Genomic DNA, 16,319 nt, shown 5'->3' with positions numbered 1-16,319 from the left:
GGTTAGTATGACACTCAAAATGACAAAAGAAGAACTTATTGAACTTGTAACAAAGATTTGTAACCCTAAATTACCTGAAGAAGAACTTAATGAATACGTAAACCAATTTAATAATAGCGGTGTGCCTCATCCCGCTCCAAGTGATATAATCTTTTGGGATTTTAGGGATTTAACACCAGAAGAAATAGTAGAGATTGCATTGAATTACAAAGAAGAAGAAAAATAAAATATGTAAAGCATAAGCCGCCCCGGAAAACGAGCGGCTTTCTTCATTATCTAATTCATTTTATATTGTCCTATTTGTTCGAATGTTAGTATTTCTTTTCAATGCTAATACAACATTAGAGTTATCATTTCTAAATTTAGCCAGTGTACCTTCTTTTACACCTTTATGTAATAAATAAACATATACTAAATAAAAAAGCTTAATGATTATACGACTCGGTAAGCTTTTTATTGAATATGGATAAGTTAGCTTTGATTTACATCAATACCTTTAAAAACAAAAATCATTTTTATTTAATCTATACCACTCATGTAATTTTCACATTATAAAAAGCACTCCATAAGGAATGCTTTAATAAATATTATTGATATTTCGATTTGTTAACTTGTAATTCAGACTCGATTTCTTCATAACTCTTACCTAGCAGAAGTAAAACAGAAATCGTCTTTTCAACCTTTACTACCTTTCTTAAATCTTCAGTGGTAAATGAGTCTCTTAACGCCTCTCTCTTTTCGAGTTCGTACATTACCTTTAATTCATTTGCAGTCATATCAAACAACGTATCGTACACTAAGTTAGTAAATGCAGCATACTGAACTCCATTTTTTAGTGCACCGTTATAAAATTCTTGAATTGCGTCAGTAAGTTGTCTTCTGTCACGTTTACTGATTTCACGTTCAATAGCCCAACGTTTTTGTTCGTCGTCTGATACTTCCTCGATATTAAGTAAATAGTTACGTACTGCTTGTGCAACTTCTGAATCTGTCAGAAGCATACCAATCCGTAACAATCCTCTTCTGTTAATTAGAGTTAATGAAGGAGCTGATTCGAGGTTAGGTACATCATGTACCTGAGCTTTAAAATCCTTTAACGGCTTACCTTTTAACAATCTCATTTCACCATATTCATTAAATTCTTCACGGTGGCGTCTTATTACACCTTTAATTGTTTCAAAAGGAACTTCATAATAATCAGCAGCCATTTGGATAGTTACTTCGAAGTTGTCCGTTAAAAACGCTACTCCTTTAACCTTTTCTAAAACTTCTTCACGATAAACGTGTTGGTCTCGCATTGTACGACTTTCAATAAGTACAAGCATATTATCTTGAGTAAATTCAGCTTCTAATTGTTTGTTTTTAGCCATTTGTACTCGCTCCCTTCTATCTAAATTATCTAATATAAGGAAGTTCTTTCATAGCACTATCATTCGACATATTCCTACAAAAAAGAACAACCGTGCATCAGTTGTCCTTTCGTCAATTTCTTATGTTATTACCTCCTTTTAAAAATAAAAAAGCCTGCTATAAGCACGCTTCGTTTTGTTTTAAAATCCATATTTTGTTAAGAACCTAATTATTACTAGAGGATCACTACTTTTAACAGACAGTACAGTAAAATCCAAAAACTTAAAGATATTAAACCGCCATTTCGAATCCCTTTAATGATATTACCTTCTGTTTTCATAGTTACCTCCTATTTCTTAATGACTTATCACATATATTAATTACCTGATGTTAATTTCATGTGAAATTCATGCTAATTTACTGTTAACTTTTAAATACACATACTAAATTATTACTTGAAACCTTATAAATAACAAAGAGGAAGCAATTAGCTGCCTCCCCCTTGTATAATGTTAAATTTTCCATTCAATATTCTCTTTTACTACACGAGCCGGATTACCTGCAACAACCGAATGCGAAGGTACATCCTTTGTAACAATAGATCCCGCTCCAATTGTTCACCTCCTTTCAAAATAAAAAGAGAGACGATAATCACCTCTCGCAATCTATGCTTGTTAAAAAGCTATCTAGAAACCGTTATTTCATTAACTGTACAAGGACTCGTGCTAATGCTATATCCCCAAACATCTAGTACACCAATGTTATAAGTTGTCTTAGGAAGAGTAAATAATAATACACCATTAAGTTCAAACACATACTCATCTAAACTTAAAGTTATAGTTAATGTGTTTTCTACATTAAGGTTATAAGCTACATCGCTAGAAAACAATTCTCCAAAGTTTAATTTTCCATCTACATTATAGAGAGCGTTATTATGATTCATTTTAAAATCATAAAGTTTAGTTTTCCTGCCTCCGCCATACAAAACCACAGAAAGAGGATATTCAATTGCTTTTCCTTCATAAATTACTAATCCAGTCCCGAATGCAATTCCACTATCAATTGCCGATGGTGTAAATTTTACCGATATTTTTTTGAAATCATTGTCTTTCATAGTTAATAGTTTCGTTCTTTTTTGAACACCTGTTGTTTCAGCATTGATATATATTTTTCCAGAAAGCTTCTTCGAATCACCTAAAATTATACTATCTGTTTTTATGATATTAACACCATAAATAAGTTGAAGTGTTTTCCCTGACACAGCATTACTTGTTTTATAAACAATCTTATTAAGACCATATACTAAGGGAATTGCTTGTTCTCGAAGTTTCCAAATTGTCTGTCCAGGCGATGGAATAGGTTGAGAGAATACTACTCCATTTACTTCAATCGTATTACTTGGACTTGTATTATAGTTTGGAATGTATAATGATTGTAATGCTAATTTTTTTTCATCAGCAAATAAATAAATAGTTAGATTTTCAAGTTCATTTTTTGTATTATCTAAAATTATATTTCGTTTCATCGGATTAATCGGAGATGTATAGTAATTTGAATTTAACTTCCATCTAAATAAGTTATCCAAAGGGTTAATAAATTTCCCCTGCTTAACAACAATATCATTGTTACATAATCCGAATGTAAACACGAATTCAGCTAATCGTTTATAATACTCATCAATATAATGAATATTGTCTGGTGCTATATCTGAAAATGACAGTTCTCTAATTTCTAAGTCATTCAAAACAATAGTGTTCAAATCAATAAGTTTAACACTTAATTTTTTTGCCATTTCTCCCATAGCGCTAACATATTGAACGAATCTACTCTTTGTTTCCTCTGTATCTTGAAAGAACGTAGGCGTCATAAAGATAAATGGGTAATTCAACTTAGAAATCATTAATGCGATATTATATTTATAATCCTTTACAGGAATAATAGGTCCTCCACTTGAACTACCTCGGCAATCATTTATTCCAGTCATGAAAATAATCATGTCTGGATTCAATGAAATAACTTCTTTAACATATGCATCACTAGCAAATTCGTAAGATCGTTTTCCACTATTCCCTTTATTTATAACAGTAATTCCCGAGTATCCATAATAATCTCTTAAAAGTGTCTGTAAATGAGATGGATATGTGTTAGGGGTTTGTGCTCCACTTCCCGGTATATATCCAAAAGTAATACTATCTCCATAGCAAACTATCGTTACAAGTTCCTTTTTAATCATTTTCTCAATGACTTGCTCAATAGTTTTCGGTTTATTTGCCATTTCTGATAATTTATCAACTTTAACTTGTTCTTTATCTAATCTTTCCTTTAAAGTTCTAGAACTATTACCATTTATATCTGTACGTGCTTGGGCCGCTTCAACTGAAGAATCACCATTGATTACGATTGTATCTAATTGTTTTTGTATACTAATAGATAAGTCATTCGCTTTATTTGCGAAATCTTTCGCTGCCGATGCTTCTGCGGCGGCTTGGCTATTAATTTCTTCTAATGCCATTTCATTTAATTCTTTGATGAGTTTTTCTAAATCGGATACATAAGATTCTGATGGAATGCGATTTGTCGTTGCGTCAGGTAATGTGATTAATACAAAATCTTGCGTTGTTGCTCTTACTGTTTTATCTTTTTCGATCGACATAAATGCCTGTTTTGCCTTACCAATTGCTCCGAACGTTTCAGTAGGGAATGTATATTCAAAGTGTCCTTTTGCGGCATCAATTATTTTTACACCATTATCATCACGAACAACTGTATTATCCGGCTTTACACATTCAAAAAATACTGTATTACCTGTTAAATTGTACGGCGTCCCATTGTCAATTACATAAACATCAACTATATTACTAGCCTTATCGCCAACGCGACCAGTTACAATGGAATTGAGTTGAGCATGTTGTGTTTTGTTGATGTCTAGAATTAGTTTAGTTTTCATCTTCTGTTACCTCTCTTATTATTTCTTCTGCAATTGCTTCCTTAGTAACTTTCTTCCTAACGCGCTTATCCCTCTTTATTTCATGTTATTCGTCGTTTAGGTATAAATACATTAGACAGTTACGCAAAATAGCATATTTAACACACTGGAAAGCCGTTTTTCATATTTTCGTTATTTCCGGATTTAAATGGAAAAGACCCCCTGATAACAGGGTTCTTGTGTTAACCTTCAATAACTAACGTTTCGTTTACTTCTTTTCCCTCAACTTCAATAGCTGGATTTTTAAGCGATTTTTGGTTGCTGCTCTTTTTCGGAGCGTCCAGTACATCAACTCGCTTTTCAATTTCCACTGAATAGTCGACTCCAAGTACCGGCGTTTTTAAATTACCCCATTTTGTACTTGTTTCCCATTTGCTATAAATCTTGTTTTCTACATAACGTAATACTTCATTTACTCGCTGATCTTCTGATTCGTTCGGATCATCATAGTAAAAAGTATATTTGTCATTAGGTTTGAAGTTGCTTTTGTTACGTGATAAAGCATTCTTTAACCAGTTTTCAACTTGTCCGTCCCTTTCTTCCTTTAATAAGTCCATCCGACCGAATAATACTTTCCCTGCATCTGTTAGCGGCGTTAGTTCAATATCATAAGTATGATAAGCATGTTTTCTTTCTCGTGCCGATAGAATCTTTTCATATAGTGTAATCATTATCGTAATACCTCCGATTTCGTAGACGTAACCATTTTGTATAACTCACCGTAATAACCGCCGTAGATTTCGTTGCAATATACTAGCTTTCTATGTGCTTCGTGCATTTCATTTAGTTCTGCATTAATAGCGAAAACTTCATCAGCGATAGATGATTCTAATTCTGTTTTACGTTTGTATAACTCGGTATATCGCTTGTCCATTGCTTCAATATCTTTCTTGACCATTTTCGATGCCTGCACCTTGTCTTCTTTGCTAAAAATAACAGTTGGCGTGTAACCAAACTTTCTTTCGGCTTCATACTCTTTTTCTAGTCCTTCAACGATCTTTGTAATATGGTTATATTCATCGCGTGATGCAACGTTTCTTTGGCATTCGCGAGCTAATTTAAGTTTTTCCAAGGTTGGAAGGCTTCTTTCTTCTGTTTTGATTCGTTGATAAAATAATTCTTTCAATTTTAAACTATTTTCTAAATGTGCCATGTTTTCATGACCTCCTGTTATATTATTATTTATATATCAAGTTCTTCATCGTCTTCAGCTTCTTCAATGTTGATACCTAAAAACTCCAGCAACTTTGACATAGACGTGATAACTTTTGTTAATTCTGAAATAGAATCATTCTTTTTGACTGATCCCGTTACACCCATTACAGATACGCCGCGTTCTTCAATATCTTCAATCAATTTGTTTTTGATATCGAAAAATTTCATGTACGTATTCACCATGTCTACGAATTGCATTTCGGTTTCTAGACCTTTATCTTTCAATTTAGACATCAGTAAATCATAAAGCTTTTGACGATCTACATTTGCGGATAGTTCTACCCACTTGTAACGGTGACGCCAATTGTTTAGCGTACTCTCTTTGACTTCTAATTCTGCTGCGATTTCTTTAAACGAGTATTTTCCGCTTTTATACATTTCATAAGCTGTTTGTTTTTTGTCTTCATTTGAAATCATACTTTCATCACCCTTTCATCACTTGTTTTATTATTTTTTTAAAATGAAAATCACTATTTGACGTGTATATTTGAGTTGTGATAATCTAAATTTAACGAAACAAACGTTGATTTCATGCGGTTTATAGGTTCATAAGTAACAATTTAATTTACCGATTAAAAACATAAATGTTTTCCTAAAAAAATAGGAAAGCATCTTTTTTAGGCCTTTTTTTCTATTTTCCGCGCGCGAAAAGCAAAAAATAAAAAGACAAATCTCCCCACCGCGTTGCCAGCCCTCCCCCAAAAACCGTTCATATATAAGATAGGGGGGGTGTTATATAAAAAATCATTTTTAATTTTTGTTTACAAATGAACAATTCAATTCTTGTTTAATTAATTAAATAGCTTTTAAAATATTTTATTTTCCTTCCACAGTTCTCTATCCTCTTACCTTTAATCTCTCAGCAAACTTGATTCTTCTCATAATCTCAGCATGTTTCACTTTAATATAATGCGTACTGTAATTTAATTTGGTTCCTATGCCTTCTAACGTCATTCCATCAATATATTTCAGCTTAAGTATCTGTTGTTCTAAGTTTTTGAAATTACTCAATATGTCAACGAGCTGTTGCAATTGTTCTTTCTTAAATGCGAGCTTCTTCTTAAGTTGATCCAGTATCTTTTCTGTTTCTTCATTGCCTGTATTAATTGATAATATATCTTTACCCCATTTGCTCTGACGTTTTAATTCAGCATGTATTCTATTAAACTTGTATTCCAAATAAGCAATCTCTTCTTCTAACATTTGATAATCCTTAAGGCAAACCAATTACATATCACCTACTTAGGTTCGCTCTTTGTAACAACCTCTCTACCCGATAGTTTCATCTTCTTAAGGACATAACCTGTACGAATATAAGGACTATCTTCCTCAAAACAATGTGCATCCCTGTGTCCTTCACCTGTTCCGTGATGATGAAACTTTCTACAGTATTGACACCATGTACTAAGATTTCCTGCTGCGTCTCTTTCTATTGCTATTACGATTGGAGCTTTTTTAGTTGCCATTTACTTACCTCCATTTTTTTTGGTAATACGTGCTTATTACTCTTTGTTAAAACCTTGAAATGCTTACGGCTCTAAGCTTTATTACCTTTTCTATAAAAAGCTCAGTAGTAAGAGTAATAATAAATATTTAGACGTATTACCTTATTCGCCCTTACTCCCACAAGGGATTTGACTTATCAGTAATAAAAGTAATACATTTTTAAAATCAAAATACTTACATATATAAAGCTAAATTTTTTATTGTTAAAATACATGTGTATATCAAAATCCTTATTACTCTTATTACTCTTATTACTTTTATTGATTTCCCCTTGATTTATAAGGGTTTTGAACAGTAATAAGAAATTTAAAATCTAGTAATTTCCTATTACTCTTATTACTTCTAATCCGAAAAATCTCTATTAGTTTCATGAAAATCAAACCCTAATTCTTCTACAAGTTCCATATTTAATGGAATACTATTAAACTTCTTACCTTTATGACTAACAAGTTTGTAATCAACTATTTTACTTCCTTTTTCAAATGGAATTGTCATACCTCTTTTTAACCATTCACGTCTTACTTGCTTTTCTTCAACACCTAAGAAATCAGTAGTATAAGCTGGTGTCAAAAACAACTGTTTTTGTTTATCCTTATAAATCGCTTTAATAATTTTTGGCATATAATCATAAAATATATCCTGTCTACTACTATCCAAATCCGTAAGTATCTCTTCTAAGAACTGCATAGGTTTGTCTATTGCCTTATTTTCTTCTGCTATATCGTCAAATAATGATGAAATAGATTTTAGATCAATATCAAATTCCAATTTGTTCTTTAATATACTTCCTGTAAAATGGACTGCAGCATAATATCCAGCTAATCGGCTTAATACTTCATTACCTTTGGCTTTATCTACATAGTGTTTTCTAAACTTGTGATACTCTGGAGTAAGCTCCTTCTTATGTTTCAACCAAACTTTTAAGAACTCTATTCCTATCGCTCCGTAGTTGCTTTCCATTGCTTCATGAAGTTCCATGATATTGCTATGATCTTTCTTTAACGGCTGGTCAATTAATGGAATAATCCTTGCAGCTGCTCCACCTTGATTTTTTGCATATTCGTTGAGAGATACTTCACCTGTACTTAATAAAATATTGTGCCAAGTAAACTCCCGCTGACTACCTTTTAAACTTCCCCTTCCTTTTGAACGCCCTCCACTGAAAGAATAAATAACATCCTTTAAAATACGTTCATCGGCTTTTCGTGTATCATCCAGTAATAAAGGAAAACTGTTTAAATATGCTGATTTTCTCTCGATAGATACTTTTGTGGCATTCCACTCACTCATTAAGCTCTCATTACCCCAAACACTTGCGGCTACTTTTAATGTAGTAGTCTTCCCCTGCGAGGTCGTTCCGCTTAAATCAACAATGAAAGGTTGCAAGCGTAAATCTTTAATAATGACACTCGCAAAACTAGAAAGTACAAAAAATACTGCCTTAGGTTGCTGCTTAATTCGTTCAAACACTTCTTCTTTCCAAGTATCACCTGTTCCTTTTACTTCAAAGGCTTCAAGTAGTTGTTTCTCACCATGATCTATCGCCATAATCTCAACATCTTTAGTAACTAAAGGATGGATAAAAGTATCCTTTATATGTCCTAAACGTTCTACCGCATAATTTTGTTCTATATTATTAATCAATAGATATTGGTCAAAATAAGTAATGATTTTTTTAACGTTATTATCATTAACAGAAAAACCTTTATCACTTAGTTCTAATAATTCTTTTCTAACAGCAATAGTAGAAGCTGGCACAACTTCTCTTACCGTTCTATTGCTTTCCTTCCATTCAATTTCATAAAGCACTTGTGGACGTTCTATGTTATGGAATTCCTTTGTAATATATGGTGTTTTACGTGATACAAGCTTTGTTATCACATTTCCATCCTTATCCTCTCTTTCCTCAAAAAGTGTAGCTTTTTCTCCTACTTTAAAAGGCTTAGGAATGATTTTATTTTCGTTCTTACCTTCGGCATGCGCTTCAAAATTATTGTCAGATATATGCTGTCTTTCTGACTGGTTTGGTTCCCATTGAATAGCTGACTGCGTAAGGGTCTTTAATTCGTTATAAGGAAAATCAGTTTTATCTAAAAGAAAATACTCATAAATGAGCTCCATTGCCTGCATTATTTCCTCGTTAGAAAGATTCCACACTTTTAAATGGGTAGCAAACTTATACATCGTGTCATTTCTGCTCCCTGAGCTTTCTATAGGTACTGGAAACGTATAATCTTTAGATTTATCTGTATTTCTAACAGGTATTAAATAGTGTGGTAATTCGTCCAGCTGATCTATACTATTAGTTGCTATGTAGCGTCCTTCTGTGTTGTTTGTAGGAAAAACAATATATCCTGCTCCAGCTGTACGGGTATCAATAACCACACCTATTTGAGAGAAGAATTTCGTAATCTGTTTAATGTCTTGTGTCCTTTTCTCTTTAGCTGCAAAAACAAACTGCCATCCGTTTGGTGTTTTAATCGAATGGTGATGCCTGTTTTCTCCTTCAAGCAAATCTTTCACAAGTTTTCCTTGAACCTGGTTATCCACATCTATGATAATCCGCTCCTTGGGAATAACTGCCCCAATCCATCCGCCTTGGTTTATCCATTTATTTATTTCTAAATCATCTAATCCCTGGCTATCTTTCCACTTACATACTGGCGTTTTCGCTTTTTGATACTCTTGATTTCCATTTGCATATCCAGTTAGCTTGATAATTTTTGCTCCAGGTAACATTTCATCAATTTTTGTTATATAGTGCGGCATGGTAACTTTCAAAAATGAGCACCTCCTTTTCTCTTAATAATGCTTTTAAAAGTAAATATCATACTTGCTTTAATATTCGATTAATTTCTTTTAAAACTTTGATTGCTTTTGAATCACCGTTTTCCGCTTTTTCTAAAATCATATGTAACTTATCTTCACGTATTTCAGCAGTTGTCATTAACCTATTCACCTCAATTGTTTCCAAATCGACGTTGCTATAAAATATCAAGCAATTTGAATTAATAAGTATTATCCACCTAATCTTTTATGGACTTTGTTTCCTATGCACACGCCAGCCAAAGCGTTGTTGCTTACCATTCATCTACAATTTCTGTTATTACTTCAAGGGCTCGCTTATAGAACCACCAACGTTTTCTGTTGCGACGTCGCTCTATTAATCTCATACGTGGATCAGATAAAATCTCATCTTCTAGGAATCTCTTACTCATTGATGTAATTACTGCTAATTTTTCAAGATCAACCATCAATAAGGTTTCGTGAAGTTGTTGATCTATTTGCTGCAGTATGTATTCCTTAATGGCTTTTTCATCAATATTTACTTGCACATTTGCAGGAATCATATAATTACCTCATCTCAATAATTTCTTTATATAAACAATTCTTATTTACCTTTCTGCAAATCGTTAAACGAGGTTAACAAGAATTATAAAAAATTTTTTCCACATCCTCTTCAAGTGAACGGGCTATTGAGAGTGCAATGGAAACACGTGTATCACCACCCTTTTCAATATTATAAAGAGTAGTTCTGCTCACACCAGAGCGTTTCGCCAATTCAATCTGCGATATTTTCTTTTTTTCTCTAACTTCTTTAAGTTTGTTAATCACGTTTAACACCTCTTGCTAATAATATATCATGGTGTTAAACTTATGTAAAGCACGATTAACAAAAAAATAAGGAGGTAATCTAATGGATGATTTCGGACAACTTTTAAGAGAACTTAGAGGTAATCATTCTTTAAGGGAAATGGCAAATTTGATAGGAATTAGTCATGTACAATTAAGTAATCTAGAAAAGGGTGTTGATCCTCGGACGGGGAAAATCAATCGCCCATCCCTTGAAACAATAAAAAAGCTAGCCAAAGCTTACAACTATGATTGTGAAACATTAATAAAGAAGGCTGGATACTTTTTTCATTTCGATGAAAATAATGCAATGAGTGCAGAGGAATGGGAAAAAACAGAGGAAGAATGGAAGAAAACAGAGGAATATAAAGAAATAGAGGAAGAAACTCAACGAAAATGGGAACAACACTGGGAAGAGTTAGAAAAAAAAATGAAGTTTGAAAAACAAATGGTAGATACATTAAATAAATTGAACGACTCCAATCTACACCTCCTAAACGAAATGGCAAATATCATGCTTAAAGCACAAAACTAAATTTACACATGTTTTTGAATAAATCCAATACCTATCCATTCCTATGCATACGCCAGCCAAAGCAATGAAAGGAATGGTAATGGTGAAGTTACACAAATCAGCAAAAGAACCGGAAATATACTATTATTTCAATGCAAAGAATGAAAAACTGTGGATGTACCGTCATAAATATTATGACAATGCAGGGAAAAGAAAAGAGAAAAAGAAAAGTGGGTTTAAAACAGAAAAAGCAGCCCTAAAATCACTATTAGAAGTGAAGGCTGCAACACTACGTGGTGAATCTAAACAAATCGAACATGATCAAATAACCATTGGGGAATGGTTAGATATTTGGTATAACACTCATAAAAATAGTTGGAAACTAACCTCTCGAGCGCAACGTGAAATGGCTATTCGCTTACAAATGAAACCATTACTTGGCCGTTACAAGTTGCAAACATTGGATAGAACCACATATAAGAGAGAATTTTTGAATGTACTTGAAAAGAAATATAAGCCAAGTACAGTTCATTTATTTCACACCCTATTCAAGATCGCTATTAACGCAGCTGTAGAAGATGAAATATTGTCTCGTAATCGCTTCACAAAAATTAAACTTTCAAACCAGGAAACTGTTCAAGAAGAAAAAAACAATTATTTCACGCCTGAACAATTAGTTGAATTTTTAAAAGTAGCGAAACAAGAAGAAAACACTACAAACTACACATTTTTATTAACCGTTGCGTACACAGGAATTCGTAGAGGCGAAACTTGTGGTTTGCAATGGAAAAACATCGATTTTGATAATAAAACAATTACTATTGAACGTACCAGGGATAATAAAGGTGTGCGATCACCCAAAACAAAAAATAGCTATAGAAAAATTCTAATAGATGATGTATTAGTAAATCAATTGAAGGTTTATCGAAAATGGTGCATGGAAACAATGCTGTCTTTTGGATATAAACTACATGATGAATCTTTTGTATTTACATCATACCAAACAGGAAAACCTATAACAGATAGCAGTGTCCTATATGCATTTAGAAGAGTATTAAATAAAACAAACCTTCCTTCGATAACAATACATGGCTTACGTCATACACATTGCACCATATTATTAAATCAAGGTTTAAATGTGAAAGTAATTGCCGAACGTTTAGGGAATACTCCACAAATGATTTATGAAATATATGGCCATGTATTAAAGGAAATGGAATCTATGTCAGTAGAGTTATTTAGTCAAAGCTTAGCAGAAAGTGGGGCTAATTTTGGGGCTAGTTAATAATAAACCTACTTTAAACACTGATATAATAAGGCTTTTTAATGCTATCGAGTTCTACTCTCGTTAATGACAAAAAGCCAATCCTCTGGATTGGCTTTTTTCGTTTTCTAACATTGTTATTTATATCCCAAATAGTATAACAATGACAATGTTTTCACTGAGAACAAATGGTTTTTCACTAAAAAAGAGAGCTTCGGCTCTCTTTTTTATTTCATTAAATTTAAAGAAAAAGAAGAATCTGTTTATTTCCATACAGAACTTCTGTTATATTATGGATTTTTATAGTAAAATAGCGTTAATATTAAGAATTATAATTTTTTTAGACTAAGGGGACGTTAATATGGAATTCAGAAATGATATAAACAAAATAGCTAACCAAATTTTAGAACGAAAAGAATACATAACTAACGAAGAAATGACCAAGCAATCATTAATTATTCCTTTTCTTCAAAAGCTAGGTTATGACGTTTTTAATCCTTTAGAAGTTAGACCTGAGTATATTGCAGATTTTGGGGCTAAAAAAGGGGAAAAAGTTGATTATGCTGTTTTTAAAAATGGGATTCCAATTATTTTAATTGAGGCTAAATCCGTAACAGAAAATCTCCTTAAACACGATGCGCAATTATCTAGGTATTTCAATGCCTTACCAGATGTCAAAGTAGGAGTACTAACTAATGGTGTAGAGTACAAATTTTATACTGATTTAACAAATGACAATGTGATGGATGAAAAACCTTTCTTTACATTTAGCATGGATAATTTAAGCAATGTGGATATTGAAACAATTGAAACCTTTACAAAAGAAAATTTTGAAGCTGAGGGAATCGTAAAATATGCCGAGGAACTTATTTATATGACTAATTTAAATTCTACAATTAAAGAATTGTTTAAAAATCCTTCAGATGATTTCCTTCGTTTCCTAATTAAAGACTTTAGCTCAACTAGAATTACAAATAACGTTTTAGACCGATTCCGACCAATTGTAAAAAAAGCAATTAATCAAACACTATTAGAAATAATCAGTGATGGTTTAACACCAAAAGAAACAAAAATAACAGAGACCACCGAAACAAGTGTAGTTGCAGCCGCTTCTGCCGAAGTAATTGAAGATATTAACAAAGAAGACAAAACAGATAGAGTTTTCACCACCAACGATGAACTAACTGCCTTTAACATTGTTAAAGAAATTTTAACTGAAAATCAACGAGACATCAGCGACCTTAAATATAAAGATACCATTAGTTATTTTGGAATCATGAATCGTGTAATCACAAAATGGTTTATACGTCTATTCCTTGATGGCGAGGCAAAATCTCTAGTTGTAAGATTAGACTTAGAAACTACTAAGCAACTATGTCCTAATTTTGTGGTTGAGCAAGCCCCAAAATCACAGGGAGTAAGTAGAATTTTCATTGATAATGTTAATGATTTAAAAGATTTAGAACCACTTGTCCTTTCTTGTTATGATCAAATTTTAGCTAATGTTTAAAATGAGAAAAAGCCAATCCATGGGATTGGCTTTTTCGTTTATATATAAAATAAAATTATTTATTTTCCTCTTTTTGAACATATACATAAGCATCTTTCTGCTCTTTATGTATATCAACCTTCGTGTTCTCTGCAAGCTGACCCGCATTTAGCAAAGAAAAAATAATGAGCGCTTCTAGTGACATTTTGTTTTACCACTCCTTTCTATTTGTTATACGTTTATCATATCGCTTACATGTGATTTCCGTATGAACTCGAAAAGGAGATTAAAACAAAAAGTTACAGGACTGCAAACTGTATTTTATCCCCGAAATAGTTTATTAAAGTACATTCTTACGATATAATAACCAGAAAATGGGGGGGGCGATTCATTTTGACAATAAACCAAATGGTTCAATTCGGTAGTTCATTTATGCTGTTTATTACTTCAGCACTTATTAGTTGGTACCAGGGAAGTAATTTAATAGATTATCCTGATGAATGGAAATATAGTGCGAAGTTTACGAATTACTTTAAAGGGACAGTTTTAAATTATGAAGATATTTATCAAATCGATTTCTTTATATATGCGGCAAAATTTTATCCCACAGCATTTGTCGTTATGCTAATTAGCTTACTTTATATGCTCGTATTAATTTTTCATATCATATTCAAAAGAAATAATGAAGCCATATAAATCCGTACATAAAAAACCCCGAATCATAAACTTTTCAGCCTACAATTCGGGGTACTATTTGTTTTAAATTCTTTTCTGATTAGTAACGAATTAAGAAATATTTCTTCTTACCGCGGCGAATGATTGTAAATTTACCTTCGATGCGGTCGTTTTCTGTTACAACGTAGTCTAACGCTTGTGTACGCTCACCGTTTACGTAGACTGCACCGTTTGTTACATCTTCACGTGCTTGACGTTTAGATGGTGAAATTTTGCTTTCTACAAGTAAGTCGATTAATACTGTATCTTCTGCAGTACGTTCTACAGATGGTACGTCTTTGAATCCTTGCTCGATTTCACTTGCAGTAAGTTCTGCTACAGAACCACTGAATAATGCAGCTGAAATTTTAATTGCTTGCTCTAACGCTTCTTCACCGTGAACAAGTTTTGTCATTTCAGATCCTAATGATTTTTGTCCTGCACGTTTTTCTGGCGCTTCAGTTACTTGCTTCTCAAGCTCAAGAATTTCTTCATGAGATAAGAATGTGAAGTATTTTAAGTATTTAACTACATCACGGTCATCTGTATTGATCCAGAATTGGTAGAACTCGTAAGGAGTTGTTTTCTCTGGGTCTAACCAAATTGCGCCGCCCTCTGTTTTACCAAACTTCGTACCGTCAGATTTTGTAACAAGCGGAATTGTTAAACCGAATGCTTTCGCATCTTCTTCTGATTTACGGATTAATTCAAGACCAGCTGTAATGTTACCCCATTGGTCACTACCACCGATTTGAAGACGGCAATTGTGTTGTTGGTATAAGTTTAAGAAGTCGTATGATTGTAAAATCATGTAACTGAACTCAGTAAATGAAATACCAGTTTCTAAACGAGATGCTACTGTATCTTTTGCTAACATATAGTTTAAACCGAAGTTTTTACCGATATCGCGTAAGAATGTAATTACATCTAAGTTACCAAGCCAGTCATAGTTGTTAGCCATCGTTGCTGGGTTGCCCACATTTTCAAACTCTAAGAAGTTTGAAAGTTGGTTTTTAATGCTTTCCGTGTAGTAAGCAACTGTATCTTTCGTATTTAATGTACGCTCTGCTTTTTTACCACTTGGGTCACCGATCATACCAGTACCACCACCAACAAGTGCGATTGGTTGGTGACCAGCTAATTGGAAACGACGTAACATTAATACTGGTAACATATGACCAATATGTAAGCTATCCGCTGTCGGGTCGAAACCACAGTATAATTTAACGCTTTCTTTTTCTAATAATTGCTCTAATCCCTCAGCATCTGTTTGCTGATTAATTAGCCCGCGAAATTCAAGATCTTGTAAAATACCCATATCCTACATACTCTCCTTTAAGTTCATTACTGGCGTGAAGGTTGAAAACATAAAAAAATCGCCCCTTCAAATAAGGGACGATTTTGATCATCGCGTTACCACCCTAGTTGCAGACAAAAAAGCCTACCACCTTATTTACATAACGGCTTAACACCGTCTTTTCCCTTTTGAATATAACTCAATCGAAAAAAGATGCTCTAGGGGCGTAATTCGCGATCATCTATGTGCTGATTTTCACCGACCATCAGCTCTCTAAAACAGGGAAATGATCACTACTTCTCCCTTTCCACGCTCAATTATTCATATACTTTTCTTTATAACATTATTTAC

The 16,319-nt window shown here is 33.0% G+C and carries 17 protein-coding genes and 1 other annotated feature; of the genes, 5 read left to right on the top strand and 12 right to left on the bottom strand.

Features of this window, described 5'->3' with window-relative positions:
* The first annotated feature begins 7 nt into the window (after positions 1–7).
* Positions 8–226: a bacteriocin immunity protein gene (locus MKX77_RS01265; RefSeq protein ID WP_341305620.1), complete on the top strand. Its 219-nt coding sequence runs from the start codon at positions 8–10 to the stop codon at positions 224–226.
* 361 nt (positions 227–587) lie between these two features.
* Here the strand turns inward: MKX77_RS01265 and MKX77_RS01260 are convergent, their stop codons facing one another.
* The 10 genes from MKX77_RS01260 to MKX77_RS01215 all read right to left on the bottom strand — a co-directional run bounded on the left by MKX77_RS01260 (position 588) and on the right by MKX77_RS01215 (position 10,672).
* Complete coding sequence (locus MKX77_RS01260) at positions 588–1,370, bottom strand: hypothetical protein (RefSeq protein ID WP_341305619.1); 783 nt, start codon at positions 1,368–1,370, stop codon at positions 588–590.
* A gap of 662 nt (positions 1,371–2,032) precedes the next feature.
* Positions 2,033–4,297: a BppU family phage baseplate upper protein gene (locus MKX77_RS01255; RefSeq protein ID WP_341305618.1), complete on the bottom strand. Its 2,265-nt coding sequence runs from the start codon at positions 4,295–4,297 to the stop codon at positions 2,033–2,035.
* A 221-nt stretch (positions 4,298–4,518) separates the two neighbouring features.
* Positions 4,519–5,007, bottom strand: a complete 489-nt coding sequence (locus tag MKX77_RS01250; protein ID WP_341305617.1) for a hypothetical protein — start codon at positions 5,005–5,007, stop codon at positions 4,519–4,521.
* Positions 5,007–5,489: a DNA repair protein Rad50 gene (locus MKX77_RS01245; protein WP_341305616.1), complete on the bottom strand. Its 483-nt coding sequence runs from the start codon at positions 5,487–5,489 to the stop codon at positions 5,007–5,009. Before MKX77_RS01245 ends, MKX77_RS01250 begins: the two co-directional genes overlap by 1 nt.
* Before the next feature lie 29 nt (positions 5,490–5,518).
* Entirely contained in the window at positions 5,519–5,968 is a 450-nt protein-coding gene (locus MKX77_RS01240; RefSeq protein WP_016126713.1) for a terminase gpP N-terminus-related DNA-binding protein, read from the bottom strand.
* Between the two features lie 420 nt (positions 5,969–6,388).
* Positions 6,389–6,778 carry a sigma factor-like helix-turn-helix DNA-binding protein gene (locus MKX77_RS01235; RefSeq protein WP_341305615.1) on the bottom strand — a complete coding sequence of 130 codons (390 nt, stop codon included), beginning with the start codon at positions 6,776–6,778 and terminating at the stop codon, positions 6,389–6,391.
* Between the two features lie 11 nt (positions 6,779–6,789).
* Positions 6,790–7,017, bottom strand: coding sequence for a hypothetical protein (locus MKX77_RS01230; RefSeq protein ID WP_341305614.1), 228 nt, complete (start codon positions 7,015–7,017; stop codon positions 6,790–6,792).
* Positions 7,018–7,399: 382 nt separating this feature from the next.
* Entirely contained in the window at positions 7,400–9,838 is a 2,439-nt protein-coding gene (locus MKX77_RS01225) for a DUF927 domain-containing protein (protein WP_341305613.1), read from the bottom strand.
* Positions 9,839–10,137: 299 nt separating this feature from the next.
* Positions 10,138–10,407, bottom strand: a complete 270-nt coding sequence (locus tag MKX77_RS01220) for a hypothetical protein (protein ID WP_000611694.1) — start codon at positions 10,405–10,407, stop codon at positions 10,138–10,140.
* A gap of 73 nt (positions 10,408–10,480) precedes the next feature.
* On the bottom strand, positions 10,481–10,672 hold the full coding sequence (locus tag MKX77_RS01215; RefSeq protein WP_341305612.1) for a helix-turn-helix transcriptional regulator: 192 nt from the start codon (positions 10,670–10,672) through the stop codon (positions 10,481–10,483).
* A gap of 82 nt (positions 10,673–10,754) precedes the next feature.
* Between MKX77_RS01215 and MKX77_RS01210 the strand changes: the two genes are divergently transcribed.
* The 3 genes from MKX77_RS01210 (at position 10,755) to MKX77_RS01200 (ending at position 13,978) form a co-directional block, all read left to right on the top strand.
* Positions 10,755–11,225, top strand: a complete 471-nt coding sequence (locus MKX77_RS01210) for a helix-turn-helix domain-containing protein (protein WP_341305611.1) — start codon at positions 10,755–10,757, stop codon at positions 11,223–11,225.
* 43 nt (positions 11,226–11,268) lie between these two features.
* Positions 11,269–12,489 carry a site-specific integrase gene (locus MKX77_RS01205; protein ID WP_341305610.1) on the top strand — a complete coding sequence of 407 codons (1,221 nt, stop codon included), beginning with the start codon at positions 11,269–11,271 and terminating at the stop codon, positions 12,487–12,489.
* 340 nt (positions 12,490–12,829) lie between these two features.
* Entirely contained in the window at positions 12,830–13,978 is a 1,149-nt protein-coding gene (locus tag MKX77_RS01200; RefSeq protein WP_341305609.1) for a type I restriction endonuclease, read from the top strand.
* A 55-nt stretch (positions 13,979–14,033) separates the two neighbouring features.
* Here MKX77_RS01200 and MKX77_RS01195 read toward each other — a convergent pair whose 3' ends face one another.
* On the bottom strand, positions 14,034–14,162 hold the full coding sequence (locus tag MKX77_RS01195; RefSeq protein ID WP_002112286.1) for a hypothetical protein: 129 nt from the start codon (positions 14,160–14,162) through the stop codon (positions 14,034–14,036).
* A 188-nt stretch (positions 14,163–14,350) separates the two neighbouring features.
* Here MKX77_RS01195 and MKX77_RS01190 point away from each other — a divergent pair, with 188 nt between their 5' ends.
* Positions 14,351–14,653 carry a YjdJ family protein gene (locus tag MKX77_RS01190; RefSeq protein ID WP_215554414.1) on the top strand — a complete coding sequence of 101 codons (303 nt, stop codon included), beginning with the start codon at positions 14,351–14,353 and terminating at the stop codon, positions 14,651–14,653.
* A gap of 79 nt (positions 14,654–14,732) precedes the next feature.
* Here the strand turns inward: MKX77_RS01190 and tyrS are convergent, their stop codons facing one another.
* Positions 14,733–15,989 carry a tyrosine--tRNA ligase gene (gene tyrS, locus MKX77_RS01185; RefSeq protein ID WP_215554415.1) on the bottom strand — a complete coding sequence of 419 codons (1,257 nt, stop codon included), beginning with the start codon at positions 15,987–15,989 and terminating at the stop codon, positions 14,733–14,735.
* 70 nt (positions 15,990–16,059) lie between these two features.
* Positions 16,060–16,287: a binding site (T-box leader), on the bottom strand.
* Between the last annotated feature and the right edge of the window lie 32 nt (positions 16,288–16,319).

The sequence above is a fragment of the Bacillus sp. FSL R9-9410 genome, from assembly GCF_038050385.1.
GTDB lineage: Bacteria > Bacillota > Bacilli > Bacillales > Bacillaceae_G > Bacillus_A > Bacillus_A cereus_U.
This window is presented reverse-complemented; position numbering and strand designations above follow the sequence as displayed.